The sequence below is a fragment of the Acidicapsa borealis genome, assembly GCF_059115245.1.
In genome coordinates this window covers 3,330,278-3,355,572 of sequence record NZ_JCACNY010000001.1, presented here as the reverse complement: position 1 = coordinate 3,355,572, position 25,295 = coordinate 3,330,278, and the positions used below count along the sequence as shown (strand labels likewise).

The window sequence follows — 25,295 nt, the reverse complement described above, 5'->3', positions numbered from 1 at the left end:
TTTTCGGTTTATCTGGTGTTTTGAGGGCTTTGCACGGGGTTCCTACGGGCTAGCGAGCGGTGAGTCTCTATGTGTGACTCGTAAATGTTATGACAAATTCTGACTGGAACTCTTGAGGCAGGATTATCGCCTCAAGAGCAAATTTTTCGTCAGAGTTGAAAGCGGCGGGAGCTCGTAAGTTCGCAGAGGGAGTTATGCAGGTGTTGTGGATCACGGCAGGCGTTGGGAGTGCGCCGGCAGAAATGGCACGGGAGTGAACCTTCGATTTCTGCCAGTGTTGCGAGGCAACTTTACGGCGAAGGATCCAGGACGGTCCCAGAACACGGAGTTTGTATAAGGGAAACGGTGAGGCCCATCAGGGGTGCAGTGAGATGCGTCCCTGATGGGCCCCCAATTGCACTATTCTTTGTCCGAGCTATCGTTGCCGCGTACATCGAGATTGCGGGTCTTGGGCGGAGTGTAGGACGAACTCAATAGGGAATCGCTGCCGGATAGCTTGAGGGATGCAGGCAAGTCGGCGGACTTATAGCCGCGGAGGTCCTTGACGATCTCCTGCTTCTCACGGGCGTACTGGCTGGCTAGGCGGGTGAGGGCGTAGGTGATGATGTCGCTGTGGTGGAGGTCCTGCATGGATGGGTCGCGGCGCAGGTTGAGCCAGAGGCGGTGGACGAGCTGGACATCATCGGGGCGCAGGGATGGGGCGTGGGGGCCGAGGTAGTAGACCTTGGATTCGCCAGAGGGGTTGATGACGTAGAAGTTGAGCTGGCGCTTGGGCTCGGGGAGAGCTTCCCAGGCCTGGCCGATGTGGAAGGCCTGGTCTTCGGCGGACATCTTGGTGGACATACCGGAGACGACGGAATCGACTTCGAGGGAGTTAGCGGTCTGCATGAGGGCGGCGAAGATGTCTCCTGCGGGCACGACGAGGAGGGAGACTTTCTTGCCGAAGCTTTCGGCGACTGAGATGGCTTTGGTGAAGACCATCTGCTCGTGCTCGGAGAAGATCTGGTCTTCGGGGCCGAGGAATTCGGGGCCGCCTACGCCCATCATGCGGACGGTGAGGACGACGACGTCCTGCTCGTCGGTATCGGTGCGGGAGAGCGCCCACTTGAGAGCGAAAGGGTTTGCGGCGTCACGCATGGTGACCATGACCGAGCCGGGGCGGACATCTACGGTTTCGCGGTTGACGACGTCCTGGTGGTCGAGCTGGAAGTGCTCCTTCATCTGGCGGGCATTGAGGGCGTGCTGTTTCTTATTGCGATGCTCAGAGATGGAGAAGATGACGAAGAAGGCTGCGGCGAAAATGATGCCGCTGACGGTGGCTACCGACTTGGTGAAAAGGTTTACGATGGCCGTCGTTAACAGCACCAGGAAGACGGAGGCGAGGCCGACGGGGAACTCGGTCTTGCCGATGGTGATGTTGGGCGGGACTTTCCAGCCGCGTTCGCCTTTGTACTTCCAGCGCAGGACAAGCATCGCGAGCGAGTTGAATGTAAAGGACCAGATGACACCGAAGGCGTAGGCCTCCCCGAGCATGATCACGTCACCGCGGGTGACGATGATGGTGAACATCTGCATGATGAAGACGAGGTTGACGATGCGGTAGCTGGTGCCGAAGCGCTTGTGTGGTTTGCGGAACCAGTCGGTGAGGACGCCGTCTTCGGCGACGCGCATCAGGACGCCCGTTGACCCGATCATGGAGGTGTTGATGGCGCCGGAGAGGATGAGGAAGCCGACGATCACGACGAAGACGCGGAAGGCGATCTTGAGGACGTCGGGGCCGGTCATGAACATGGCGAGGCCGGCGATGAGGTTGTCCTGGTAGAGCTGGGTTCGCGGGCCGTCGGGGATGAGCATGGAGGCGAGCAGGGATGCTCCGCCGGTAAAGATGAGCGAGTAGATGGCGATGACGATGGCGGCGCGTTTGAGGTTCTTGAGCTTGGGGTGCTCGATCTCGCGGTTGACCTGAGCGAGAGATTCTTCACCGCTCATGGCGAGGACGGAGTGTCCGAAGGCCATGAGGATGCCGAAAAGGCCGAGCATGCCGGCGTATTTGGTGGAGCGGAGGAAGCCGAGTGCGTCGTTGCTGAACTTGAGGTTGCCGGGGGTGGGCAGCGGCGGCAGGCCTTTGTGCTGGGCGAAGACGGAGTAGATGCCCCAGGTGAGCAGAATCACAACCATGACGGTGGTGATCTGCATGACCTTCATGGCCTTTTCGCTGGACTCTTCGATGCCCTTGGTGTTTTCCCACCAGTAGTAGATGGTGACCGCGGCGGCGAAGACGGCCGAGGTGTGGTTCATGTCGAACTGGAACAGTGGGTGGCTGGGGCTTGGAGCCATGATGACGGGAAGCCAGCCGTGGTTGTTGCTGACGGAGATGATTTCGTTGAGTAGGCCTGTAATGTATTGGCCGGCGGACACGCCTGAAATGGGGCCGGTGAGGATGTAATCGAACATCAGGGCGGAGACGCTGAGCTTGGCAAAGGTGCCGCCGAGTGCCTCCTTGACGACGCGGTAGACGCCGCCGCGGGTGAACATGGAACAGCTCTCGACGTAGACGGCGCGGACGGCGAAGGAGAAAAGCATGACGCCGAGGATGAGCCAGGGGGCGGATTTTCCGATGGCCTGTTCGGCGATGCCGCCGGCGTAGAAGGCGGACGATCCGAGGTCGTTCAGTACGATAGCGGCTGCTCGCCAGAAAGAAATGAAGGTGAGCATGACCGAGGACGCCACAACCAGCCGGACGCGATCAGAGATTGGGGCGTGAATAGTTTTAGGAGTTCCCATGAGTGCGAATTGGGCCTACCGGGCCTTACTTCAGAGTTGCAAGAGGTATTTCAGTTGGAAATGCGTTGGGCAAAACGCTGACGCCCAGCGGTGAGTCTACGGCGCATCGGAACGCCAGTCAATCGAAAGTTGGGGATTTTAGGGGTTGCCTTCGGCGCGGTCGCAAATTTCGGCGCTGGGAGGGGCAATGGGGAATGCTAATCCTCGCCGAAGAGTTCCTTGGCGTCTTCAATGAAGCTGATGACGACAACGATGGCAGAGCCGGCCATGCCGACGAAGAACATGACCTCAAGGATGTGCATTGCGAGTAGTCCGAAATCCATTCCCTTATTGTATGCCCGATTATCGTGTGCCGGGTGGGCTTACGTTGGTAACGCTTCCATTTCGTTTGACGGGGGCCTGCCAGGCGCTCTGCTAGACTCGCGGCATGCGTGGGATTCCATGGAGGCTTTTGGCGTTGGCGGTGGGTACGGCGGTGCTGCTGGATTTGGCGTTTCCGGTGGCCGGGCCTATGCCGGCGTGGCGCGGGGTGTTTGGGTGGTTTGGGCTGGTACCGCTGCTGGTTGGATTGATGAGGCTGCCGGTTGGGGAGCGGAAGCGACGCTGGGTGTTGGGCTGGTCGCTGCTGGGAGGATGGCTTTCAGGCGCGGTGTGGTTTGGGGCGAACTGCTATTGGGTGTTTGACACGATGCACCTATATGGCGGGATGGACAAGCCGATGGCGGCGGTGGCGCTGGTGGCTTTCAGCTTGTACCTGGGGTTCTGGTTTGGGGCGTTTGGGCTGGTGCTTGGGCTGGTGCGGGTGGTTACGCTTATGCGCGGGCCGCGTTGGCTGGCGCTGGTGGGTTCGCCGTTTCTCTGGGTGGCGATGGAATTTGCGCTGGCGCGGGTGCCGGGGTTTCCGTGGGACTTGCTGGGGTATTCACAGGTGGACAATGGGCTGCTGATGCGGCTGGCACCCTTGACCGGGGTTTGGGGAATCAGCTTTCTGCTGGCGGTGGGGAACGCGCTGCTGGCGGCTGGAGTGGTTTATTGGCGACGGAGTCTGGTGATTCGGCGGGCTCCCGTGGTGGATGTTGCGCTTTCGGGAAAGGCTTTTGGGGCGTATGGGTTGGTGCTGGTGTTGGTGGGGTGTGCGGGGTTGAAGGAGAAGACTCCTGTCGCGCCGACTGAGGCTACGGCGGTGCTGGTGCAGCCGAATCTGGATGTGGCTGGTGATTCGGCCTGGTCGGATGCGGAGTGGAGGCGGCAGATTGCACAGTTCGGCAGATTGGCAGGGCAGAGTTGTGGGAGTTTTCTAACGGGTATGCCGGAGACGGGTGCCTCTGTAACCAGCTTGGATTGTAATGTTGCTCCGACACCTGTTTTGGTGGCCTGGCCGGAGTCGCCTGCGCCGTTTCGGGACAAGGATCCCCGGTTTCAGGAGGCTATGGCGCAGGTGGTGACTGCCTCGGGTGTTCCGCTGATTGTGGGTGCGATCGGACTCGATGAGGACCAGGCTGGGCAGCAGACGTTGATTTACAACTCAGCGGTGATGATCCAGAAGGACGGGCGGTCCATAGGTCGTTACGACAAGATGCATCTTGTGCCGTTTGGGGAATATGTGCCGTTTCGGCGGGTGCTGTTTTTCATCCGGCAGGTGGCGCAGTCGATGACGGATATGAGCACGGGGGCGGAGCGGAAGGTGTTTCGGTTGAACGGGCACCGGTTTGGGACGTTTATCTGCTATGAGTCCGTATTTGGGGATGAGGTGCGGCAGTTTGCCGGGTTGGGGGCTGAGGTCTTTGTCAATATCTCGGATGATGGGTGGTATGGGGATACGAGTGCGCCCTGGCAGCACTTGAATATGGCGCGGATGCGGGCGGCGGAGAACCGGCGGTGGATTCTGCGGGATACGAACAATGGGGTGACTTCGGCGATTGATCCCGAGGGGCGAGTGCGGCAGAGTATTCCGCGGCACCAGGTGGGGGCGCTGGCGGCGCGGTTTGGGTATTCATCGGAGATGACTTTCTATACGGTGCATGGGGATTGGGTGGCCGAAGGGTGTGCCGCAGTTGCGCTGGGAATTTGCTTGTGGGCGGCACGAGTGCTCCTACGTCGCTAAAGAACAGAGCTTTCATTAAATTGATCTTTTCACTCGCTTTGTTCGCCTTGATTGTGGAGCTAATTGTGGAGTATCTTCCACATATGGAAACGATCCAGATCGTGCTTGATAGCGAACTTCGGATTGCTGCAGATGAGGCGGCGCGCAGCCGCCAGGTGAATCGATCGCAGTTGATGCGGGAGGCGTTGCGGGAGTATCTGCAGCGGCTGGAGATGAAGGCGCGTGAGGAACGCGACCGCGCGGGCTACCAGAAGACTCCGCCTGTCCTGGATGAATTGCAAGGTTGGGAGAGCGAGGCGGCGTGGCCGGAGCTATAGCAAGAGGAGATGTGCGCCTTGTTCACTTCGCCGCTCCGGACAAGAATAGGCCGGCGGTGGTGCTTACGCGCGACAGCGCCATTGGCTATCTGGCAACGGTCACGGTAGCGCCGGTCACCTCCACGATTCGCGGAGTTCCTTCCGAAGTACTGCTGGATACCGAAGATGGGATGAAAGGCCCGTGTGCAGTGAATCTGCACAACGCCATAACGATCTCGCAGGAAAGGCTGGGTAGGCGCGTAGCGAGGCTTGATGCGGCTCGGATGGACGAGATTTGCGCCGCTCTGGCTTTCTCCCTCGGCTGCGATCCAAAGGAACATTGATGGCTCCGGGCGTGTGTCCGCAACGCACTGTTACTCTGTAAACGTAAGTAATTTCTGTAAATCCATCCTAAAGTCAGGTCTTGAAGCGAAATGGCGTCTTTGAACGATTTAGAGTTTGCCTTTGCTCCCCTCCGCGATACTGTGCGCGACCTGCGGGAGTATCTTTGACCCGGCGCGCCTGCACCGGGAACTAGAAGCAATTGGGAAAAAGCTGGAAGATCCGGCGTTGTGGTCGAATCCGGCGGCGAGTCAGCCGTTGATGCGGGACCGCAAGCGGCTGGAGACTCTGATTGCCGACGATGATGAACTCGTCCGGCGGCTGGGCGACATTGACGCCTACTTCGAACTCGCCAAGGAAGGCGCCGAAGAGGTGCTGCCAGACCTCGAGCGTGAGATGGCGTCGCTGCGCGAGTTCTGCGAAGTGCTCGAGGCGAAGACGATGCTTTCGGGGGAGACGGATCCTCTGAATGCGATCGTCACTGTCCATCCGGGCGCGGGCGGGACGGAGAGCCAAGACTGGGCCGAGATGTTGATGCGGATGTATCTGCGCTGGGCGGAACAGAATGGCTACAAGACGGAGATGAACGACCTGCAGGATGGGGATGAGGCTGGCATCAAGTCGGCTACGTTTACTGTATCCGGCGAGAATGCGTTTGGCCTGCTGGCGGGCGAGAGCGGTGTGCACCGGCTGGTGCGGATTTCGCCGTTTGACTCGGCGAAGCGAAGGCATACTTCGTTTGCGAGGGTGTACGTTTCGCCGGAGATCGATGACACGATCGAGGTGAATATTCGCGAAGGGGATTTGCGGATTGATACGTACCGGTCGGGCGGCAAGGGCGGACAGCATGTGAATACCACGGATTCCGCAGTGCGGATGACGCACTTGCCGACGGGGATTGTGGTGACCTGCCAGAACGAGCGGTCGCAGATCAAGAATCGCGATAAGGCAATGAAGATGTTACGTTCCCGCTTGTACGAATACGAACTGGCGAAGAAGCGGGCGATTACCAAGGATATTGAAGACGCTAAGCTGGAGATCAATTTCGGGTCGCAGATTCGGTCGTATGTGCTGCAGCCCTACCGCATTGCCAAGGACCACCGGACGAAGGTGGAGGTGGGCGACGTGGACAAGGTGTTGGATGGGTTTCTTGAGCCGTTCCTGCGCGGATTTCTTTTAATGAAGCGGCGGGGGACGGCGGTTGCATCGGATGATGGGGATGATCTGGACGTCTAGAGACAGTGCGAGTGTGAAGTGTGAGTGTGAAAAGCTTTATTTCTGAGGTGGTTGAATTGGCGGATAGCGCGAAGTTGATTGATGAGATGTTGACCACGGCTAAGACGATTGCTGTGGTGGGGATTAGTAACAAGACGGAGCGGGCTAGTCTTCATATTGCCAACTACCTAGGGAAGCATGGGTATCGCGTGGTGCCGGTGAATCCGGTGCTGAGCGAGGCGGTGGTGAATGGGCAGGTGCTGACTTGCTATGCCACGCTCGAGGATGCGCAGACTGCCTTGGCTGTTGAGGGTGGGAAGATCGATCTGGTGGATGTTTTTCGTGCTTCGGATGCGGTGCCGGGGATTGTTGAGGATGTGATCCGGCTGCATGTTCCTTATCTCTGGCTGCAGGATGGGGTGCAGCATGACGAGGCTGTGGCGAAGGCTGAGGCGGCTGGGGTGAAGGCGATCCAGAATGATTGCATTTATCGGGAGCATGCTGCGCGCGGTTAGCGCGGCTGGCACGTCGATATGGGTATATATGTGATATATACAAGTTATGAGAAAGAATCCACTTACCGAATGTGTCGGGTTTGAGTGGGATGAGTGGAATTCCGGAAAGATATGGGAGCGGCATCGTGTGACGCCGACGGAAGCCGAAGAGGTCTTCTTTTGTGATCCATTGGTGTTGAAAGACGACTCGGCCCATTCCTTGATCGAGAAGCGATACGGGATCCTTGGACAAACTGCTGACGCAAGGTTGCTGTTTGTTGCTTTCACCATTCGCACAAAGCATATTCGTGTAATTTCTGCGCGCGATATGAATCTAAAGGAAACGAGGGAGTACCGGCGACATGAAAAAAGAGATTCCTGAGTTCAAGAGCAAAGAAGAAGAGTTTGAGTTCTGGAGTACGGCGGATTCGACGGAGTACTTCGACTGGGCTAAGGCGGAGAAGACGAAGTTCGTCAATCTGAAACCCACGCTGCGAACGATCTCCGTGCGGTTGCCTGTTGCGATGGTTGAAGACTTGAAGTTGCTGGCGAATCAGCGGGATGTTCCGTATCAGTCGCTGCTTAAGGTGTTCTTGGCCGAACGGCTGCAACAGGAACGCGGCATGAGGAGAACGGGGTAGATGCGAGTCTCTAAGGTAATTCTGTTCGGTTTTGCGACTCTCATCTCGGCGCCGGCTGCTTTTGCTGCTGTGTCTTCGGCGGATGCGCCGCATGTGCATGTACAGCTTGTGGCTCCCACGCGGGTGCTGGTGGCTGGGGCGCGGGCGGATGCTGGGGTGTACTTCAAGCTGGATGAGGGGTGGCATGTTTATTGGAAGAATGCCGGGGATGCCGGGGAGCCGCCGCGGGTGCGGTGGACGTTGCCGGACGGTGTGACGGCGGGGGAGATGCAGTTTCTGGCGCCGAAGCGGCTGCCGAATGGCCCGCTGATGGACTACGGATATGAGGGGGAGGCGCTCTTTCCGGTCACGCTGACGGCGGCGAAGACGGTGAAGGCTGGCGCGACGCAGGTGCTGGGCAAGGTTAGCTGGATCGTTTGCCGGGAGGTTTGCATTCCGGGCAAGGCTGAGCTTGGATTGGATTTTCAAGTCTCCGATCATTTGCTGAAGGACGTGCCCGGGAAAGGGCCAGATGCGGCGCTCTTTGAGAGAATGATTTCGAGGATTCCTGCGCCGCTGCCGGCTGGGGTGAAGGCTGTGTTTGCGCCTACTGCTGCTGGGTTCAAGCTGGCGATTCTTACGGGGAAGAAAGAGACGGATGCGCAGTTCTTTCCGGATCAGCAGAATGTGATTGATAATCCTTCGCCGCAGATGGCTGCTGCTGTGGCGAATGGCGTAGTGCTGGAGCTGAAGAAGGATGCGAATCTGGCGGCTGCTCCGACGACGCTGACGGGGGTGGTGGAGCTTTCGGGAGGGCGGGCTTACGAGATTACCGCTGTGCCAGGGGCGGTGCCTGCTGCTGCGGTGAAGGGAAGCCTCGGAGATGCGGCGAAGTTTGCTGGGCTGGCTTTTCTGGGTGGGATCATTCTGAACCTGATGCCCTGTGTGTTCCCTGTGCTGTTTCTGAAGGGGCTGGCGCTGGTGAATTCTTCGCGGCATGAGCGGTCGCATCAGCGGGGGCATGGGCTGGTCTATGCGGCTGGGATTGTGGCTTCGTTCTGGGTGCTGGTGGGGGCGTTGCTGGTGCTGCGATCGACGGGGGCGCTGCTGGGGTGGGGATTTCAGTTGCAGTCGCCGGTGTTTGTGGCGCTGACGGCTGGGTTGCTGTTCTTTCTGGGGTTGAGTCTGGCGGGACAGTTTGAGGTGGGGTTGACGCTGACTTCGGCGGGCGGTTCGCTGGCGCAGAAGCAGGGGTATGCTGGGAGCTTCTTTACCGGGGTATTGGCGGTGGTGGTGGCTACGCCTTGCACGGCTCCGCTAATGGGGCCTGCGGTGGGGTTCGCGCTGACGCAGTCGGTGGCTGTCACGTTTGTGATCTTTACGGCGCTGGCGTTGGGGTTGGCTTTGCCTTATCTTGCGCTGACGTTTCAGCCGGCGTGGACGCGGTTGCTGCCCCGGCCTGGGGCTTGGATGGAGGTGCTGAAGCAGGCTACTGCTGTGCCGATCTTCGCGACCGTGATCTGGCTGGCGTGGGTGCTGGCGCAGACGCGCGGGGCTACGGGTGTGGCGGCGCTTCTGGCGATGTTCCTGCTTCTGGCGATTGCTGGATGGATTCTCGGGCGATGGCCGGCGAAGCGGGTGCCTTCGCTGGTGGCTGGGCTGGTGATTGTGGCGGCTGTGGCTACTTCGATCTATGGGATCAGTGCGCTGTCGGTTTCGGTGGTCACTACTTCTTCGACGGGGTCAGGGGCAGCCGGCAGTTCGGCGTGGGAGCCCTGGTCGCAGGCTGCTGTGGACAAGTATCGGGCTGCCGGGCGGCCGGTGTTTGTGGATTTTACGGCTAGCTGGTGCCTTAGCTGCCAGGTGAATGAGCGGGTGGTGCTGCGGACGGATGCTGTTGGAGAGGCGTTCAAGAAAGGGAATGTAGCGCTGCTGAAGGCGGACTGGACGGAGCATGATGATGCGATTTCGCAGGTGCTGACTTCGATGGGGCGGAGTGGCGTGCCGGCGTATGCGCTGTATCCGGCGGGGTCGGGAGAGCCTGTGCTGCTGCCTGAAGTGTTGACGCAGGGGATTGTGATGGATGGGCTGAACCGGGTTTATGCGCTGGGTGCTGCGGATTCGGCGATGAAGGCTACTTCGGATGCTGCGAAGACTGCTGAGGAAGCTGCGCGGAAGGCCAAGACTCAGTAGGCAGTAAAGCAGTAAGACAGCATCGACTCGAACGACGAGCGAGCCGTCCTTTTCAGACGCTCGCCGTGGCCGCTTTCAACTATTCGGCCGCGGGTTGGAGGCCTATGTGGATTTCTACGACGGCGTTGGTGGGGTCTGTGGCGCGTTCGCCGTAGACTTCGTAGTCGGTGAGGAAGGCTCGTTTGCCGTCTAGCTCTTCTGTGGGCATTTGCCAGATCTCTTTCCAGGTGCCTGCGACCATTTCTGATACCGGGCCTTTTTCTGTGGTGACTACGGCGTAGCGTCCGGTGGCTATGGCCGCAAAGGTTATCCCGGGTGGAAGGCTCTCCACGGAAGTCACCTGTGTTCCTAGCAGAAAGTCGTACTCGCCGTACTCGTCGCTCTGATAGTTGGAGTAGACGGCGTAGAGGCTGTTGCCGGTCTGTTGGGGGATTTGGGCGAGCAGGTTTTCGGCGAAGAAGCGATGCCAGAGGGGGCCGATTTTGCCGTCTCCTGAGAGTTCCGCGGCGTTGGTGGTGCGGGTCTGGATGCCGGCGATGATGAGGGGTTCGTGCAGGGTGGTGTGGCTGATGCTGCTCATGCTGGTTGCTCCGTTCACGACTTGGAATCGAGAGTACAGCCTATTGGTTGTGTTTGGACTGCCGGATTTTTCTTATTTCATCGAGCCGCTGGGCTAACTGCTTTTCTCGGCCCTCGTGTGTGGGCTGGTAGTAGCTGCGGCCCAGGAGCGAGGGTGGGAGGCAGTCCATGGCGGCTACTTTGCCTTCTTCGTCGTGGGCGTATTTGTAGCCTCTGCTGTAGTCGAGGTCTTTCATGAGCTTGGTGGGGGCGTTGCGCAGGTGGAGCGGGACTGGCTCCTGGCGGGTGGCTTCGATGTCGGCCTGGACGGCGCTGTAGGCGGTGTAGACGGAGTTGGACTTGGGGGCGAGGGCGAGGTAGACGACGGCCTGGGCGAGAGCGAGGTCGCCTTCGGGAGAGCCTAGCATTTCCATGGCCTGGCGAGCGCTGAGGCAGAGGTTGAGGGCTTCAGGGGCGGCGAGGCCGATGTCTTCAAAGGACATGCGGATGACGCGGCGGGCGAGGTACATGGGGTCCTCGCCGGCGGCGAACATGCGGCCGAGCCAGTAGAGGGCCGCGTCGGGGTCGGAGTTGCGGACGGATTTGTGGAGGGCGGAGATGAGGTTGTAGTGCTCCTCGCCGGATTTGTCGTAGATGAGAACGCGCTGTTGGAGGGCTTCTTCGGCGATGGCGCGGGTGATGCGGCCAGGTTTGCCGTGTTCCTTACGGTCGAAGGCGATTTGGGCGGCGATCTGAGCAGCTATTTCCAAGGCGTTGTAGGCGTTGCGGCAGTCTCCGCTGGAGTAGCCTGCGAGCATTTCGAGGGCGTCTTCGTCGGCGGTTAGTTCGAGGTTGCCGAGGCCGCGTTCGCGGTCTTCCAGGGCTTTGCGGAGGAGGGTGACGATCTGGTCTTCTTCGAGGGCTTTGAGGACGTAGACACGGCAGCGGGAGAGGAGCGCGGAGATGACTTCGAAACTGGGATTCTCTGTTGTGGCGCCGATGAGGCGGATGGTGCCGCGTTCGACGTAGGGGAGAAAGGCGTCCTGCTGGGCTTTGTTGAAGCGATGGATTTCGTCGACGAAGAGGATGGTGCGGGTGCCCATCTGCGAGGCTTGCTCGCTTTGGACCATGACCTGCTTGATTTCCTTGATTCCGCTGAGGACGGCGGAGAATTCTAGGAAGCTGGCGCCGGTGGTGGCGGCGATGATCTTGGCTAAGGAGGTTTTGCCGACGCCGGGCGGGCCCCAGAAGATCATGGAGGCGGGGTCGTCGTGCTCGATCTGGATGCGGAGAGGTTTGCCGGGGCCAATGAGGTGTTCCTGGCCGGCGTACTCGGCGAGATTGCGGGGGCGCATGCGTTCGGCGAGCGGGGCGGCGCGGAGGCGGCGGGCTTCGCTCTGGGGTGTTGCGGGGGTGTCGAAGAGGCTGGATTCTGCGGTCATTGGCTGTGCCTCTGGCGGGAGGCTTCATAGAGTAGGATGCTGGCGGCTACGGCGGCGTTCAAGCTTTCTACTGGGCCAGGGCAGGGGATGGTGATGCTGGCATCGCATTGGGCGGTGAGTTCTGGCGAGAGGCCGGAGCCTTCGGAGCCTATGAGGATGGCTACCGGGCCGGTTAGCTCGTGACTTGTTAGCGGCTCGGCGTTGTGGGATGAGGTGGCGAGGGTGCGGATGCCGGCTTCCTTGAGGTGCTGGAGGGCTTTGGCTTCGGAACTGGTTAGGGTGGGGAGGCGGAAGACGCTGCCGGCAGAGGCACGCATGACCTTTGGGTTCCAGCGGGTGACAGTGCCTGGGAGGGCGATGACGCCGGTGGCGCCGAAGGCTTCGGCGGAGCGGAGGATAGTGCCGAGGTTGCCGGGATCCTGGATGCCGGATAGGACGAGGATCAGGGCGCTTTCCGTCAGAATGCTGTCCCAGGGCCAGTTGCGCGGGTGAGTGAGCGCGGCGATGGGCTGGGGAGTCTCGGTGGTTACGGTTTCGGCTAGCAATTCCTGGGGCACGACGAGGACTTCTGTCGATTCCGGGAGCTTGAGCGGATCGAGCAGAGATTCGTGGCCCTGGGCGATGAAAACGGACTGGAGATGCATCTTACTGCGGAGGGCTTCTTCGACGAGGTGGTAGCCTTCGAGGGCGATGAGGTCGGATTCGCCTCGGCCGGGGCGCAGGAGTGCGGAGCGCAGTTCTTTGATCCTGGGGTTCTGCTTACTCTGTACAATTCTTAGAGCCATTGGATAGTGCCTCGGGCGCGCTTGGGGCCTTAGCCGATTGTAGCGTTACGGGTTACGTGAGATTTCAAGAGCGGGAACGGGTATAGTACGGGAAACGGCAGCGGTTACTTGCGCGATTGCCGGGGAACAAATTGATTCGGCTTGTTGGGCAATCAGGAATTCAAATAAGCGATCTGAGGTAGAGCATTTGTCCGCGGAGATTTTGCGGGTTCATCCCGACGAACCACAGCCAGACCGGATTGAGTACATTGTCTCCTGCTTGAGGCAGGGAGACGTGGTGGCATTGCCTACGGACACGTTCTATGGGTTGGCGGTGGACCCGGTGAATCTGCATGCGGTGGAGCAGATTTACCAGATCAAGTCACGGCAGAAGCACAAGCCGCTGTCGCTGCTGATTGCTTCGGTGGCGCAGGCGTATGAGCTGGCGCGGGAGATCGATGACCGATTTGACCGGCTTGCGGAGAAGTTCTGGCCGGGGCCGCTGACGATCATCGTGCGGGCTGGCAGCAAGCTGCCGCTGCGGTCTACGGCGAATACGGGCAACGTGGCGCTGCGGGTACCGGATGCGCCAATTGCGCGGGCGGTGGTGGAGTGTTTCGGTCTGCCGATTACGGCGACGTCGGCGAACCTGGCGGGTGCGAGCGAGTGCGCGCATGCGGCTTGTGTGCGCGATCAGATTGGGGACCGGATTCCGCTGATTGTGGATGGCGGGCCTTCGGGCCACGCTTTGCCTACGACGATTGTAGATTTGTCGGGAAGCGGGTCGTGGCAGATTTTGCGTGAAGGGGCGATCTCGACGAGCGAGATTGCACTGGCCTTACAACGATAGATGGGTACGCCTGAGAAAGACGGCATGGTGCGCGCTGAAGTTTTGCGGGACGGGGAACTTCCTGCGCGACCACGGCGGCGGGGATGGTTTGGGTCGGCGGTTGGTTTTCTGCTTGTCTACCTGATTGCCGTGGCTTTGCTCTCTGCGCTGGCCTGGTGCATCTGGGTGTATGTGCAGATTGAGCGGGCTGCGTATGAAGACCAGGCTGTGCCGGCGGATGTGATCTGCGTTTTTGGGGCGGCGGAGTATGGCGGGCGGCCTTCGCCTGTGTTGCGGGCGCGGCTGGATCATGCTCTGGCGCTGTATGAACATGGAATCGCTCCAATTGTGCTGACGCTGGGCGGGAGTGCTCCGGGGGATAAGTTTTCCGAGGGGAAGGTTGGGCAGGCTTTCCTGATGGCCAACGGGGTTCCGCTGAAGGCTATTATTGCCGAGACTTCAAGCCGGACGACCGAGGAGCAGACGGCGCGGATTGTGGTGATTGCGCGGACGAATGGATATAAGCGGGTGGTGATTGTCAGCGATCCTACGCATTTGTTTCGGATTCGGGAGATGTGTGCTCGGCAGGGGCTTGAGGTGCTGACTTCACCGCGACCGCAGACGGCGGCGGTGGGGAGTGCTACGGAGTGGAAGCAGGTTTGGCATGAGATTGTGGCTTATACGGCGTTCCGAATGCATTTGGATGGATAAGGAACAGGGATCAGGGAATAGGGAATAGGGAATAGGAAAACAAGTGCAAGGGTTACCACAGGTCGTTCTGCTTTGCTCAGGATGACGGTGTTTCGCTGATTCTTTATAGCTCGCTTGAAAGCAAAGACAACAGCAGATTCCCTCCGGGAATGACAAACAGCAAAGCAAAGACAAGAACAACGGCAAGGACTCACGTACATTTGTCTTTCCCACCTATCCGGAAAAACAAAGACCCGGCGAGGGTGGGGCACCCATATCGTTTTGAACTTTAATGTCTTGTACTTTGTGATTGCTGGGTTGGTTTGGGGTGGTAGTCTCTTACGCTATGAGACTCTTTCGATACGTTTCAACTCTTCTGATTGCTGCTGCCCTGGTGTGTGGTTCGGCGGCTGCTGTGGCGCAAACTTTCTATATCGACTTTCCTAAGAAGCTGAGTGCGAAGCCGCTGGATGGGCGGTTGTTGCTGATGCTTTCTACGGATGATTCGGCTGAGCCGCGGATGCAGATTAATGCTGGCGTGAATACGCAGCTCATCTTTGGCGTGAATGTGGATGGGCTGGCTCCCGGGGCTGCGGCAACGGTGGATGCCAGCGCGCAGGGATTTCCATACAAGAGTCTGAAGGATGTGCCTGCCGGGACTTATACGGTGCAGGCGGTGCTGAATCTTTATGAGACGTTTCACCGGTCGGATGGGTCGGTGGTGAAGCTGCATATGGACCAGGGCGAGGGGCAGCACTGGAACATGACGCCGGGGAACCTTTACAGCAAGCCGATGAAGATGCAGTTGAAGCCGGGCGGCGCGCCTTACACGCTTTCGCTGACGGAGGTGATGCCGCCGGTTCCTGAGAAGAAGGATACGAAGTATGTGCGGCGGATCAAGATACAGAGTGAGCTGCTGACGAAGTTCTGGGGCCGGCCGATGTTTTTGTCGGCGGTGGTGCTGCTGCCGGAGGGGTTTGACGAACATCCTGAGGCGCATTATCCGGAGATGGTGTTTGAGGATCACTTTACGGATGAGATCAGCGATTTTCGCGAGACGCCGCCTGATCCGAATCTGAAGCCGGATTATAGTGAGCGGTTTCATCTGGCGGGGTACAACCGCATTCAGCAGGAGGAGGCATACAAGTTTTATCAGCAGTGGACGGGTGCGAAGTTCCCGCGGTTTATGGTGATCAAGATTCAGCATGCGAATCCGTTTTATGACGATTCGTATGCGGTGAATTCAGCGAACCTTGGTCCCTACGGGGATGCTATTGAGACTGAGCTGATGCCGGCGATTGAGAAGAAGTTTCGCGGGATCGGGCAGGGCTGGGCGCGGTTTTTGTATGGTGGGTCCACGGGCGGGTGGGAGTCGCTGGCGGTGCAGGTGTTTTATCCGACGCACTATAACGGGGCGTTTGTGGCTTGCCCGGACCCGGTGGATTTTCATGCGTATACGAACATCGATCTCTACAACGACAAGAACGCGTTTTATCGCGAAGGGCCGCATCAACGGATTGCTCAGCCGGCGTACCGCGACTACCTGGGGCGGACGCTTGAGACTACGGAGGGCGTGACGCAGCTTGAGGCGACGTATGGGGATCATGGGCGGTCAGGAGAGCAGTTCGATATCTGGCAGGCGGTGTATTCGCCGGAGGGGCCGGATGGGTATCCGATGCAGATTATCGACAAACAGACGGGCGCGATCGACCACAAGGTGGCTGAGTACTGGAAGGAGCATTACGACATTGACGCCATCCTGCAGCGGGACTGGGCGAAGCTTGGGCCGGATCTAAGAGGGAAGCTGCATATCTATGTGGGCTCTGACGATAACTACATGCTCAATGATGCTGTGTATCTGCTGGAGGATTATTTGAAGACGACGAAGAATCCTCCGTATGAGGGCGAGGTGGCTTACGGGCCTCGGGCGGAGCATTGCTGGAATGGGGATCCTACGCTGGCGAATGCTTATTCACGGCTGCATTACGAGACGATGTATTTGCCGAAGATATTGGAGCGGATTGAGAAGACTGCGCCGGCTGGGGCGGATGTCAGTAGCTGGCGCTACTGAAGGGAACAGGGCTTAGGGAATAGGGAATAGAAGCAGATTCCCTTCGGGAATGACAAACAAGAAAGGCAACGGCAACAACAAGTACAACTACCAGAGCGACAACAACTACGCCATTGATTACGAAATGAACTTGAGTGAGTAGGCCTGGGTGGGGTCGATGGGGTTGGTGATTACGCCGAGGCTGGTTAGCTGCTGGTTTAGGGCTGTCCAGCGCTCGGCGTTCATTTTGCCGATGTCTGCGCCGGACTTGTCTGCGCCCGTGATGAAGTTGCCGTCTTTCATGGCCTGGATGGTGAACTTCATCTGGTCTGGGTTCTGGGCGGGGTTGAGCTTAAGGATAAAGGCGTTGGCGGGGGCTGGGTCTTGCAGGTATTCCTGCCAGCCCTTGATGCTGGCGCGGACGAATCTGGCTACGACTTCGGGGTTTTGTTCGATGAGGTCGCGACGGGTGAAGAAGACGCGGTAGGGGTCGTAGCCGGTCTGGCTGATGAGCAGAGTGCGGTAGGTGCCGCCGGCTCGGGTGACGAAGAATGGCTCGCTAGTGGCGAAGATCTGCTGGATGTAAGTGGGGTCGGCGAGGAAGTTGGCGACGGAGTGGGTGGCCGGGGTTTCGTGGACGTTTTTCAGCTTATATTTGCCTACGAGGTAGCGGAGCCAGGTGGCGCCGGGTTGTGCGGCCACGGAGCGATTTTCCAGGTCGGTAAAGTTGTGGACTGGTGACTCCGGGTGGACCATCAGAGCCTGGGGGTCGTGCTGCATGGTGGCTCCGACGGCGACGAGTGGGAGACCGTTGGAGACATACTGGAGCACAGCATCGGAGGAGCCAAGACCGAATTCGGCGTGACCGCTGGCGAGCAGTTGGACGGCGCTTCCGTAGGGGTTGAGGGGTATGATGCTGACGTCCAGGCCCTCTGCCTCATAGATACCTTTGACTATCCCTGTGTAGAAGCCGCCTTGCTCGGGCTGGGGGTACCAGTCGGCCTGAAGGCGGACGGGGATGAGGCCGTTGCGGCCGCGGGTGGGGTTGCTGCGGCAGCCGGTCAGGGTGGCCCCGGCAAAGGCGCATGCGGTCGTGAGGAAGGTCCGGCGGTTCAAGCTCTGCTCCTTGCCCTGGGCTGCTTTTCTTTCACGCTAACATGGGCGGTTCTTAGGAACGCTTACTGCTTGTTGGCTGCTCTGCGGTGCTGGCCGATTTTTGCGGCTAGTGCGAGGAGGCGAGCATCGTCTTCGTGGGCGGCGACCAGTTGCATGCCGCCTGCGGGCTTGCCGCCGTTTGTATAGGGCAGCGTGACGGCGGGCATCCCGGCGAGGCTTACGGGGGTGGTGTAGCGGAGCAGGCGGGTGCGGGTCTGGCTGTGATCAGCGCCGGCTGGAAGACGCGTTACCGGGGCGCAGGGCATGAGGAGAAGCTGATGGTTGGTGAGCAGCAGGTCCATGCGGTGGTTGAATTCGCTGTGGCGCTGGCGCAGGGCGGTAATTTCTCCGGTTGATAAGCTCTTGCCCCATTCGAGGCGCTCGCGGATAGATGGTTCGATACGGGCGAAGTGGCCGGCGTGGATTTTCGCGGCTTCGGATGCCTGTATGGGGGCGAAGATCTCGCGGGACTCTGACCACCATGAGACGTCGACGGTATTTGCGGTCAAGCCTAGGGCCTCGAGTTCTTCGATGGATTGGCGGTAGCTCTCGATAACGGCTGGTTCGCAGTCGTGGAGGAAGTCATCTTGAACGACGGCGAACGCGGTGGGAAGGCGCATGTTGCCGAAGACCTGAATGCCAAAGGTGGATGCGAGCAGCGGCGCGTCTTCGAGATGGCGGAAGAGCCAGCCCATGGTGTCGAAAGATTGGGCGAGGTGCGCGCCGCCCTGCCAGTCTCCGATACCGAGGGAGGAGCGGTAGCCGGCGATGCCGCAGAGTGCTGCTGGGACGCGGATGGAGCCGCCTGTGTCTGTGCCGATGGCGGCGAGAGCTGAGCCTTCGAGGATGCTGGCGGCTGCGCCCGAGGAGGAGCCTCCAGTGAGCGAGGTGGGGTCGCCGGGTTGGAGGCAGTCGCCGAAGTCGGGGTTTTCGCCGGTGATGCCGTAGGCGAGGGGGTGGAGGTGGGTCTTGCCGGTAATGATGGCGCCCTGTTGGCGGAGGCGGTGGACGAGCCATGAGTCGTGGCTGGAAATGCCGTTGAGTTCGCGGTAGTAATGCGTGCCGCAGCTTGTGGGTGAACCGGCGAGGTCGAAGCAGTCTTTAACGGAGATTGGGATGCCGTAGAGCAGGGCGTCGTGCGAGGGGTTAGCGAGAACTCGGGACTGTTCCCCGAGGGTCCACTCGGGGCTTTGCCAGAGGTAGGTGTTGCGGGACTGGTTCTGATTGCTGTTGGCGAGGGCTTCGCTGACAGCTTCTTCAATAATGGAGGCGCGCTCGCCTGCGTCTGCGGCGGTGCTGATGGACAGGCGGAGCTGAGTGATGGAGCTGGGGCTCATGTTGGCATTGTAGACAAAGGCAGGGAATAGGGATCAGGGATTAGGGAATAGCGGATTCCCTTCGGGAATTACAACTAGAAAGGCTAAAGCAGGAACAAGTGAAGATTTGCTGCTCACACTCTAGCCACAAGAACAAAGGGGTCGCCTGCGTGGGGTACTCGCATTGCTTCAACTCATTTGAAGGACAATGGATACGGTGAATGTTGCTGGCATTTTTGCGTAGCGGAGGGCTGGGGGCGTCGTGCTACGTTCGAGTATGAGTTCGAGTGCTGCTGCGGATCGGAAGTTGAAGAAGCGCGATGACGCGGATGCGGCGTGGATGGCGGATGTTGTGGCTTTTACTGCGCGTACGCTGGGGACGGACCGGCCAGTGCCCTTTGGGGCTTCGATTGTGCATACGAAGACCGGCGAACTGCTGCTGCGGGCTATCAACAAAGTGGCTCCCGAGTTTGATCCCAGTTCTCATGCTGAGGTGCGGGCTATACGGCTGGCTACGAAGCGGCTCAAGAATCTTTCACTTTCTGGATACACGCTGTATACGACTTGCGAGCCTTGTCCGATGTGCATGAGCGCGGCGCTTTGGGCGCGGGTGGATCGCGTCGTATTTGGCGCAACGATCGACGATGCGAGCAGGCACTGTAACCAGATTCATATTGCTGCTACGGAAGTGATGCAGCGGAGTGATATGCGCTGCGTAGTGGATGGTCCGGTACTGCGCGATGAGTGCTATGCTCTGTTTACTCACCCGAACATGCTGCGGGCTTTCGAGGCGTGGTCTACGAAGAAAACCTCGAAGAGAACAGAGAACAGCGGACAGTAAAAGTGTTTGCGATCGCTAAGATTTGCGACAGTGCAGTGCAGGGTTTGAGGGAGTTCCATGGTTGAAGAGTTATCTGCCGGGTTGATGAGTTTGATTGGGGATGCAGCGCGGGTGATTACTACGCCTGCTGTGGTTGAACGGCTTTCGAAGGATTTTTATTGGTATTCGCCGGTGCTGAAGCGGCAGTTGCAGGATAAGCATGGCGATGTTGTGGTGCAGCCGGTGAACGTCGATGAGGTGCTGGCCGTGGCGCGGTATGCGCGGGCGCATGATGTGCCGGTGACGGTGCGCGGCGCGGGAACAGGGAACTATGGACAGTGTATTCCGCTGCAGGGTGGGATTGTGCTGGATCTGCAGTTGATGGACAAGCTGGAAGAGATCACCGCGGACGGTGTCGCTGTTTGTCAGCCTGGGTTGCGGCTGGGTGCACTGGAGACGGAGGCGCGCAAGGAGGGGTGGGAGTTACGGATGTATCCATCGACCTTGGCGAAGGCATCTGTGGGCGGGTTTCTTTGCGGTGGGTCTGGTGGGATCGGTTCGATTTCGCACGGTGGATTGCGGGACTTCGATACGGTGCGGGCTTTTGAAGTGGTGACGTTGGAAGAGGAGCCGCGCGTGGTGCTGCATGAGGGCGCGGCGATCCACGAGATTCTGCATTGTTGGGGTACCAACGGGATCCTGACGCGGATATGGTTTGCGCTCACGCCTGCTGTGGAGTGGACGCAGTGTACGGTGGCCTTCGGTACGTTCGAGGATGGTGCGTTGTTCGCGAAGAAGTTCGCCGAAGATGCCGCGTTTCGCAAGCGGCTGGTGACTGTATTCGAGTGGCCTATTCCTTCGTTCTTTTCGCCGGTGAAGCAGGTGGTGAAAGCGGACTGCACTCTGCTGATGCTGATGGTGGCTTCGGATCAGTTGGACGCGCTGAAAGAGGCAGCTTTGGCTGCTGGCGGCGAGGTGACCTTCAGCGGCGCATATACCGGGCCGCGTACGCAACCTTTGTTGAGTGATTACACGTGGAACCATACGACGCTTTGGGCGATGAAGGCTGATCCTAAGTGGACGTATATTCAGGCTGGGTTTTCGGCGTCGAAGTGTATGGAGCAGTTTGCGCTGTTGCGGGAGAAGTTTGGCAAGGAGATTCTCTTTCATCTCGAGTTCATCAAGAATGGTGCGGGAGAGATCTTTCCGGCGGCGATTCCGCTGGTGTATTTCACGACGGAAGAGCGTTTGAATGAGCTGATTGCTTATTGCCGCGAGATCGGTGTAGGCATTGCGAATCCGCATGTGAATTATCTTGAGGACGGCGGGCGGTTTCGCACAGATAACATTCAGCTGGAGGCGAAGCGGAAGTATGATCCGCGGGGGCTGCTGAATCCTGGAAAGATGATGAGTTTCAAGCCGGAGGCGCAAGCGAAGTGAAGACGTGGATACCTGACAGCCGTAATTTTGCTTATAAGACGTGGAAAGAGATTGATGCATTGCCGCGCGAGTCTACGCTGCTAGTGTTGCCGACGGCGGCGATCGAGCAGCATGGGCATCATCTGCCTTTGGCTACCGACACGCTGATCAACAATCTGCTGCTGGGCAAGGCGTTGGAGTTGATTGCGGAGGACGTGCACATCTATGCTTTGCCGCCAGTTTGCTATGGGAAGAGCAATGAACACATCGGGTTTCCGGGGACGCTCTCGGTTTCGGCTTCTACGTTTATGGCGGTGGTGAGAGATCTTGGCGCTAGTGTGGCTGCTGGAGGATTTCAGAAGCTGACGCTGTTTAACACGCATGGCGGAAACACTTCGCTGGTGGATGTGATGGCGAGGGATCTGCGCGCTGAATTCGGGTTGCGGACGTTTACGTTGTTTGGGTCGGTGGGTGTGAAGTTTGAGTCTGTAAGTCTGCAGGAGCGGACGTATGGATTTCATGCGGGCGAGATCGAGACTGCGTTTCTGCTGCATGGTACGCCGGAGCTGGTGAAGACGGATCAGTACACTTCGAACTACATTGCGCGCGTCGATGCTCCGGGGCTGTTGAGGCCGGAGGGCTCTTCGGCGAATTTTGCATGGCTGACGCGGGATATTGCGCCGAGCGGGGTGATGGGTGATCCGGCGCTGGCGTCTGCTGAGAATGGCGAGAAGTGGGTGAATGAGGCTGCGGGGAAGATTGCCGCGGTGCTGATGGAGATGTATCACTTTGTGCCTCGGCACGACGCCTGACACGATGCCGGAAGGAGAGCCTGCATTGCCGGATGCCTACGTCGACTGCGGGAATGGGGTGCGGCTGGAGCGCGGCGTGCGCTGTTTGCTTTCGGATGGGGTGGGGCTGGTTTCGGATCACTACTATCCTTCGGCTACTGTGCATGGAGATGGGCCTTGGCCGACGTTGCTGATGCGGCAGCCTTACGGGCGGGATATTGCTTCGACGGTGGTGTATGCGCACCCGGTGTGGTTTGCGCGGTATGGGTACCATGTCGTGATTCAGGATGTGCGCGGACGTGGGGACTCTGGCGGCGAGTTCTATGCGTTCCGGCATGAGGCTAAGGATGGTGCCGAGACCATTGCGTGGCTTCTGAAGCACTGGGCCTGCAACGGGCGCGTTGGGATGTATGGGTTCTCGTACCAGGGGTCGACGCAGTTGCTTGCGGCTGTAGAGAAACCTGAAGGACTTGTGTGCATAGCTCCTCATATGACGGCGGCTGACTTATACCACGGCTGGTTTTATCACCAGGGTGCGCTGCGGCTTGCTTCTTCGCTGGGGTGGGGTGTGCAGATGCTGCGCGAGGATGCGCGGCGGCTAGGTTTGCGTGAGGCCAATGCAAAGCTTGAGGCGGCGTGGGCGAATATTCGTGCTCAGGCGGGCTTTGTGCCGTATGGGGCGCATCCGGCGATTGCTGATCCTGGGCTGCCTGGCTATGCGCGAGACTGGATGGTGCATCGACACTATGGCGAGTTCTGGAGTGAGCTGGACATTAGTGCTCGGTATGACCAGATCGAGGTTCCGGCACTGCATATTTCGGGTTGGTATGACACGTATCTGGCTGGATCGGTGGCGGGGTATGTGGCGCTGCGCGAAGGCGCTGGAACGGAGTTTGCGCGGGAGAATCAGTATCTGCTGGCGGGGCCGTGGGTGCATATTCCATGGGGTGATCGCGCGGGGGATGCGAACCTGGGTGAGGCTGCGAACTTCAATACGGATGAGCTTCTGCTGCGGTGGTTTAACCACTGGTTGAAGGATTCCGGGGAGTTTGCCGAAGAGCCTCGAGTGCGGCATTTTGCGCTGGGGGAAAATGCGTGGCATGCGGCGCAGGAGTGGCCTTCGGATTCTCCGTTGAGCTTGTATCTGCACAGCAAGGGCAATGCAAATTCGCGTAAGGGTGATGGGTGGTTGAGCGAGGATAAGCCTGCTAAGGATGAGCCGAGGGATGTCTTCAACTACGACCCTGAAGTGCCGGTGATGGCGCCGGGTGGGCCGCTGGCGATGAGCGGCCCTGCGGATCAGGCTGTGCTCGAGATGGGGAATAACCTGCTGGTGTATACGACTCGGCCTGTTAGCGAGCGGGTGCATATCTTTGGGCAGCCTCGCGTGACGTTGTATGCGGCTACTTCTGCTGCGTATGCGGACTTCACGGCGAAGCTGGTGCGGGTGACTGCGACGGGGCGGGCTGAGTTTATTTCGATTGGAGTCGCGAGATCTTCCTGGCTATTTCGGGATGAGCCGCATACCGCCGACGCTGTCCAGAAGTGGGAGTTAACTTTGGAACCTACTTCGGTGGTGCTAGCTGCTGGTGAGCGTGTCCGGCTGGAGATTGCGAGTTCGGCGTTTCCGCTGTATGACAGGAATCCTTCGACTACAGTGCTACCGCAGGAGGCGGATAACTGGAGTTGGGGACGTTCGACGCAGCAGGTGCTGCATACGGCTGCGTATCCTTCGGCGTTTCATCTCCCGGTGCGAGGAGCGTGTGCATGGTGAGTGCTGGTGTTGCTGAGGTGATGCTGAATGGTGTCAGCAAGCAGTTTCGCTCCGGTGCGCTGGCCTTGCGCAATGTTTCGCTGCGGGTGGATAAGGGTGAGTTCGTTTCGCTCCTGGGGCCTTCTGGTTGCGGGAAGTCTACGCTGCTCCGGCTGGTTTCTGGGCTTACTTCAGCCACATCGGGCTCGGTCGCAGTGAATGGGATGACTCCTGCGAATGCTCGTGAGTTGATGAGTTTTATCTTTCAGGATGCGACGCTGCTGCCCTGGCGGACAGTGGAGCAGAACGTGGGGCTGGGGCCGGAGCTTGAGCACGCGGCGCGGGCGGGGCGGCGCGAGAAGGTTGAGAAAATGCTGGAGCTGGTGGGGCTGACGCATGTGGCCGACAGGTATCCACGGCAGCTTTCGGGTGGGATGAAGATGCGGGTTTCGATTGCGCGGGCACTGGTGAGCAGACCGCGGATACTGCTGATGGATGAGCCTTTTGCGGCGCTCGATGAAATGAGCCGGGACAGGTTGAACGAGGAGTTGCTGCGACTCTATCTTGAGCATCAGTGGACAGTCTTGTTTGTGACGCATTCGGTGGCGGAAGCAGTGTTTCTATCGACGCGGATTGTGGTGCTGGCTCCGCACCCGGGGCGGGTAGCGCATGTTGTGCCGGTGGATTTGCCGTGGCCGCGGACGGCGGAGACGCGGCTGACGGTGGCGTATGAAGAAGAGGTGGCTCGGATTTCGCGGCTGCTGCGTGGGGTACAGGCTGAGACTGTGGTTACGCAGGGAGGTGCGGTTTGAAGCGGCATCTTGTCTTTGCGATGAATAGCTTGATTGTGCTGGTTTGCCTGCTCGCGGTCTGGCACTTTGCAGTGCTGCTGCTGAAGATTCCGTTTTACATTCTGCCGGGGCCGCTGGTGGTGGCTAAGGCAGTTGGTGCGAAGTTTCCGGCGTTGTCGCATTCGCTGCTGTTGACGAGCGAGGCAGCGGCGCTGGGGTTGAGTGCAAGCATTGTGGTTGGCGTGGCGGTTGCGCTGGTGTTTGCGCAGTGGCGTTGGCTGCGGCAACTGCTGTTTCCGTATACGATTCTGCTGCAGACGGTGCCGATCGTTGCTGTGGCTCCGCTGATCATCATGTGGGCGGGTACGGGGATTTATCCGGTCGCGATTATTGCGTTCATCGTTTGTCTGGCGCCGATCATCGCGAATACAACGCAAGGGTTGATCAGTGTGGATGCGAACATGATTGATCTCTTCCTGATGAACAAGGCTACCGCGGCGCAGGTATTGTTCAAGCTGCGGCTGCCGAACGCGATGCCCAGCTTGTTTGTGGGGATCCGGATTTCGGCGGGGATTGCTGTCATTGGCGCAATTATTGGGGAGTTGTTTGCCGGGTCGAGCCGGGTCGGTGAGGGTGGGCTGGGGTATTCGATTACTTATGCTATCTCTCAACTTGAGACGGACTATCTGTTTGCGCTGGTGTTTGCGGCTACTGTGCTGGGGTTTCTGTTCTTCTTTATCGGGATGTTTTTGGAGTGGTACTTTCTGCATAACTGGCATGAGTCGAGTAGGTCGGGTGCGAGGGAATAGAGGATAGGGAACAGGGAATAGGGAATAGGGAATTCGCGCTCGTACTTGGAATATGGTTGT

General features: G+C 59.0%; 24 protein-coding genes. 17 read left to right on the top strand and 7 right to left on the bottom strand.

From position 1 onward, the window contains the following. Positions 1 to 399: 399 nt before the first annotated feature. On the bottom strand, positions 400 to 2,784 hold the full coding sequence (locus AC5S27_RS13755; protein WP_493935132.1) for an APC family permease: 2,385 nt from the start codon (positions 2,782 to 2,784) through the stop codon (positions 400 to 402). Between the two features lie 197 nt (positions 2,785 to 2,981). Beyond that, complete coding sequence (locus AC5S27_RS13750; RefSeq protein WP_493935131.1) at positions 2,982 to 3,107, bottom strand: hypothetical protein; 126 nt, start codon at positions 3,105 to 3,107, stop codon at positions 2,982 to 2,984. Between the two features lie 128 nt (positions 3,108 to 3,235). On the opposite strand from AC5S27_RS13750, the gene lnt reads away from it, so the two are divergent. The 8 genes from lnt (at position 3,236) to AC5S27_RS13710 (ending at position 10,048) form a co-directional block, all read left to right on the top strand. Further along, positions 3,236 to 4,888: an apolipoprotein N-acyltransferase gene (lnt, locus tag AC5S27_RS13745; protein WP_493935130.1), complete on the top strand. Its 1,653-nt coding sequence runs from the start codon at positions 3,236 to 3,238 to the stop codon at positions 4,886 to 4,888. 83 nt (positions 4,889 to 4,971) lie between these two features. Continuing rightward, entirely contained in the window at positions 4,972 to 5,205 is a 234-nt protein-coding gene (locus AC5S27_RS13740; RefSeq protein ID WP_493935129.1) for a ribbon-helix-helix domain-containing protein, read from the top strand. A gap of 11 nt (positions 5,206 to 5,216) precedes the next feature. Further along, the gene (locus tag AC5S27_RS13735) at positions 5,217 to 5,528 is read left to right on the top strand and encodes a type II toxin-antitoxin system PemK/MazF family toxin (protein ID WP_493935128.1); all 312 of its coding nucleotides are present in this window, start codon (positions 5,217 to 5,219) and stop codon (positions 5,526 to 5,528) included. Between the two features lie 90 nt (positions 5,529 to 5,618). Beyond that, a protein-coding gene (gene prfB, locus AC5S27_RS13730; protein WP_493935127.1) for a peptide chain release factor 2 occupies positions 5,619 to 6,762 on the top strand; the annotation gives its coding sequence in 2 pieces (ribosomal slippage) (positions 5,619 to 5,693 and positions 5,695 to 6,762; 1,143 coding nt in all). 26 nt (positions 6,763 to 6,788) lie between these two features. Continuing rightward, positions 6,789 to 7,256 (top strand): CoA-binding protein, encoded by a 468-nt coding sequence (locus AC5S27_RS13725; RefSeq protein WP_493935126.1) that lies wholly within the window; start codon positions 6,789 to 6,791, stop codon positions 7,254 to 7,256. A 46-nt stretch (positions 7,257 to 7,302) separates the two neighbouring features. Beyond that, complete coding sequence (locus tag AC5S27_RS13720) at positions 7,303 to 7,617, top strand: BrnT family toxin (RefSeq protein ID WP_493935125.1); 315 nt, start codon at positions 7,303 to 7,305, stop codon at positions 7,615 to 7,617. Then, positions 7,598 to 7,876, top strand: a complete 279-nt coding sequence (locus AC5S27_RS13715) for a BrnA antitoxin family protein (RefSeq protein WP_493935124.1) — start codon at positions 7,598 to 7,600, stop codon at positions 7,874 to 7,876. The genes AC5S27_RS13720 and AC5S27_RS13715 overlap by 20 nt, the downstream gene beginning before the upstream one ends. Beyond that, positions 7,877 to 10,048 (top strand): protein-disulfide reductase DsbD family protein, encoded by a 2,172-nt coding sequence (locus AC5S27_RS13710; protein WP_493935123.1) that lies wholly within the window; start codon positions 7,877 to 7,879, stop codon positions 10,046 to 10,048. Between the two features lie 79 nt (positions 10,049 to 10,127). Here AC5S27_RS13710 and AC5S27_RS13705 read toward each other — a convergent pair whose 3' ends face one another. The 3 genes from AC5S27_RS13705 to AC5S27_RS13695 are packed head-to-tail and all read right to left on the bottom strand — an operon-like array spanning position 10,128 to position 12,833. Next, complete coding sequence (locus tag AC5S27_RS13705) at positions 10,128 to 10,628, bottom strand: GyrI-like domain-containing protein (protein ID WP_493935122.1); 501 nt, start codon at positions 10,626 to 10,628, stop codon at positions 10,128 to 10,130. Between the two features lie 40 nt (positions 10,629 to 10,668). Then, positions 10,669 to 12,048, bottom strand: a complete 1,380-nt coding sequence (locus AC5S27_RS13700) for a replication-associated recombination protein A (RefSeq protein WP_493935121.1) — start codon at positions 12,046 to 12,048, stop codon at positions 10,669 to 10,671. Further along, positions 12,045 to 12,833, bottom strand: coding sequence for a TrmH family RNA methyltransferase (locus AC5S27_RS13695; RefSeq protein ID WP_493935120.1), 789 nt, complete (start codon positions 12,831 to 12,833; stop codon positions 12,045 to 12,047). Before AC5S27_RS13695 ends, AC5S27_RS13700 begins: the two co-directional genes overlap by 4 nt. A 187-nt stretch (positions 12,834 to 13,020) precedes the next feature. On the opposite strand from AC5S27_RS13695, the gene AC5S27_RS13690 reads away from it, so the two are divergent. From AC5S27_RS13690 to AC5S27_RS13680, 3 genes are all read left to right on the top strand, one after another. After that, positions 13,021 to 13,662, top strand: coding sequence for an L-threonylcarbamoyladenylate synthase (locus tag AC5S27_RS13690; RefSeq protein ID WP_493935119.1), 642 nt, complete (start codon positions 13,021 to 13,023; stop codon positions 13,660 to 13,662). Further along, entirely contained in the window at positions 13,663 to 14,352 is a 690-nt protein-coding gene (locus AC5S27_RS13685) for a YdcF family protein (RefSeq protein WP_493935118.1), read from the top strand. It begins immediately after the preceding gene. A 325-nt stretch (positions 14,353 to 14,677) separates the two neighbouring features. Further along, on the top strand, positions 14,678 to 16,402 hold the full coding sequence (locus AC5S27_RS13680) for a hypothetical protein (protein ID WP_493935117.1): 1,725 nt from the start codon (positions 14,678 to 14,680) through the stop codon (positions 16,400 to 16,402). A 117-nt stretch (positions 16,403 to 16,519) separates the two neighbouring features. Here AC5S27_RS13680 and AC5S27_RS13675 read toward each other — a convergent pair whose 3' ends face one another. Further along, entirely contained in the window at positions 16,520 to 17,497 is a 978-nt protein-coding gene (locus AC5S27_RS13675) for an ABC transporter substrate-binding protein (protein ID WP_493935116.1), read from the bottom strand. A gap of 62 nt (positions 17,498 to 17,559) precedes the next feature. Further along, positions 17,560 to 18,873 carry an amidase gene (locus AC5S27_RS13670; protein WP_493935115.1) on the bottom strand — a complete coding sequence of 438 codons (1,314 nt, stop codon included), beginning with the start codon at positions 18,871 to 18,873 and terminating at the stop codon, positions 17,560 to 17,562. A 241-nt stretch (positions 18,874 to 19,114) separates the two neighbouring features. On the opposite strand from AC5S27_RS13670, the gene AC5S27_RS13665 reads away from it, so the two are divergent. Genes AC5S27_RS13665 through AC5S27_RS13640 form a run of 6 tightly spaced genes read left to right on the top strand, consistent with a single transcriptional unit; the run spans position 19,115 to position 25,235 of the window. After that, positions 19,115 to 19,693 carry a nucleoside deaminase gene (locus AC5S27_RS13665; RefSeq protein ID WP_493935114.1) on the top strand — a complete coding sequence of 193 codons (579 nt, stop codon included), beginning with the start codon at positions 19,115 to 19,117 and terminating at the stop codon, positions 19,691 to 19,693. A 57-nt stretch (positions 19,694 to 19,750) separates the two neighbouring features. Further along, on the top strand, positions 19,751 to 21,112 hold the full coding sequence (locus AC5S27_RS13660; protein ID WP_493935113.1) for an FAD-binding oxidoreductase: 1,362 nt from the start codon (positions 19,751 to 19,753) through the stop codon (positions 21,110 to 21,112). Next, positions 21,109 to 21,903, top strand: a complete 795-nt coding sequence (locus tag AC5S27_RS13655) for a creatininase family protein (protein ID WP_493935112.1) — start codon at positions 21,109 to 21,111, stop codon at positions 21,901 to 21,903. The genes AC5S27_RS13660 and AC5S27_RS13655 overlap by 4 nt, the downstream gene beginning before the upstream one ends. Beyond that, positions 21,881 to 23,656 carry a CocE/NonD family hydrolase gene (locus AC5S27_RS13650; RefSeq protein ID WP_493935111.1) on the top strand — a complete coding sequence of 592 codons (1,776 nt, stop codon included), beginning with the start codon at positions 21,881 to 21,883 and terminating at the stop codon, positions 23,654 to 23,656. Before AC5S27_RS13655 ends, AC5S27_RS13650 begins: the two co-directional genes overlap by 23 nt. Next, a complete protein-coding gene (locus tag AC5S27_RS13645) occupies positions 23,650 to 24,447 on the top strand; it encodes an ABC transporter ATP-binding protein (RefSeq protein WP_493935110.1) in 798 nt (265 codons plus the stop codon). Before AC5S27_RS13650 ends, AC5S27_RS13645 begins: the two co-directional genes overlap by 7 nt. After that, positions 24,444 to 25,235 carry an ABC transporter permease gene (locus AC5S27_RS13640; RefSeq protein ID WP_493935109.1) on the top strand — a complete coding sequence of 264 codons (792 nt, stop codon included), beginning with the start codon at positions 24,444 to 24,446 and terminating at the stop codon, positions 25,233 to 25,235. Before AC5S27_RS13645 ends, AC5S27_RS13640 begins: the two co-directional genes overlap by 4 nt. Positions 25,236 to 25,295: the final 60 nt, after the last annotated feature.

Excerpts from the sequence above, each read along its gene's own strand:
- AC5S27_RS13755 (WP_493935132.1), bottom strand. The coding sequence starts at position 2,784 with ATGGGAACTCCTAAAACTATTCACGCCCCAATCTCTGATCGCGTCCGG.
- AC5S27_RS13750 (WP_493935131.1), bottom strand. The coding sequence starts at position 3,107 with ATGGATTTCGGACTACTCGCAATGCACATCCTTGAGGTCATGTTCTTC.
- AC5S27_RS13740 (WP_493935129.1), top strand. The coding sequence starts at position 4,972 with ATGGAAACGATCCAGATCGTGCTTGATAGCGAACTTCGGATTGCTGCA.
- AC5S27_RS13720 (WP_493935125.1), top strand. The coding sequence starts at position 7,303 with ATGAGAAAGAATCCACTTACCGAATGTGTCGGGTTTGAGTGGGATGAG.
- AC5S27_RS13715 (WP_493935124.1), top strand. The coding sequence starts at position 7,598 with ATGAAAAAAGAGATTCCTGAGTTCAAGAGCAAAGAAGAAGAGTTTGAG.
- AC5S27_RS13710 (WP_493935123.1), top strand. The coding sequence starts at position 7,877 with ATGCGAGTCTCTAAGGTAATTCTGTTCGGTTTTGCGACTCTCATCTCG.
- AC5S27_RS13705 (WP_493935122.1), bottom strand. The coding sequence starts at position 10,628 with ATGAGCAGCATCAGCCACACCACCCTGCACGAACCCCTCATCATCGCC.
- AC5S27_RS13700 (WP_493935121.1), bottom strand. The coding sequence starts at position 12,048 with ATGACCGCAGAATCCAGCCTCTTCGACACCCCCGCAACACCCCAGAGC.
- AC5S27_RS13695 (WP_493935120.1), bottom strand. The coding sequence starts at position 12,833 with ATGGCTCTAAGAATTGTACAGAGTAAGCAGAACCCCAGGATCAAAGAA.
- AC5S27_RS13685 (WP_493935118.1), top strand. The coding sequence starts at position 13,663 with ATGGGTACGCCTGAGAAAGACGGCATGGTGCGCGCTGAAGTTTTGCGG.
- AC5S27_RS13680 (WP_493935117.1), top strand. The coding sequence starts at position 14,678 with ATGAGACTCTTTCGATACGTTTCAACTCTTCTGATTGCTGCTGCCCTG.
- AC5S27_RS13670 (WP_493935115.1), bottom strand. The coding sequence starts at position 18,873 with ATGAGCCCCAGCTCCATCACTCAGCTCCGCCTGTCCATCAGCACCGCC.
- AC5S27_RS13660 (WP_493935113.1), top strand. The coding sequence starts at position 19,751 with ATGGTTGAAGAGTTATCTGCCGGGTTGATGAGTTTGATTGGGGATGCA.
- AC5S27_RS13645 (WP_493935110.1), top strand. The coding sequence starts at position 23,650 with ATGGTGAGTGCTGGTGTTGCTGAGGTGATGCTGAATGGTGTCAGCAAG.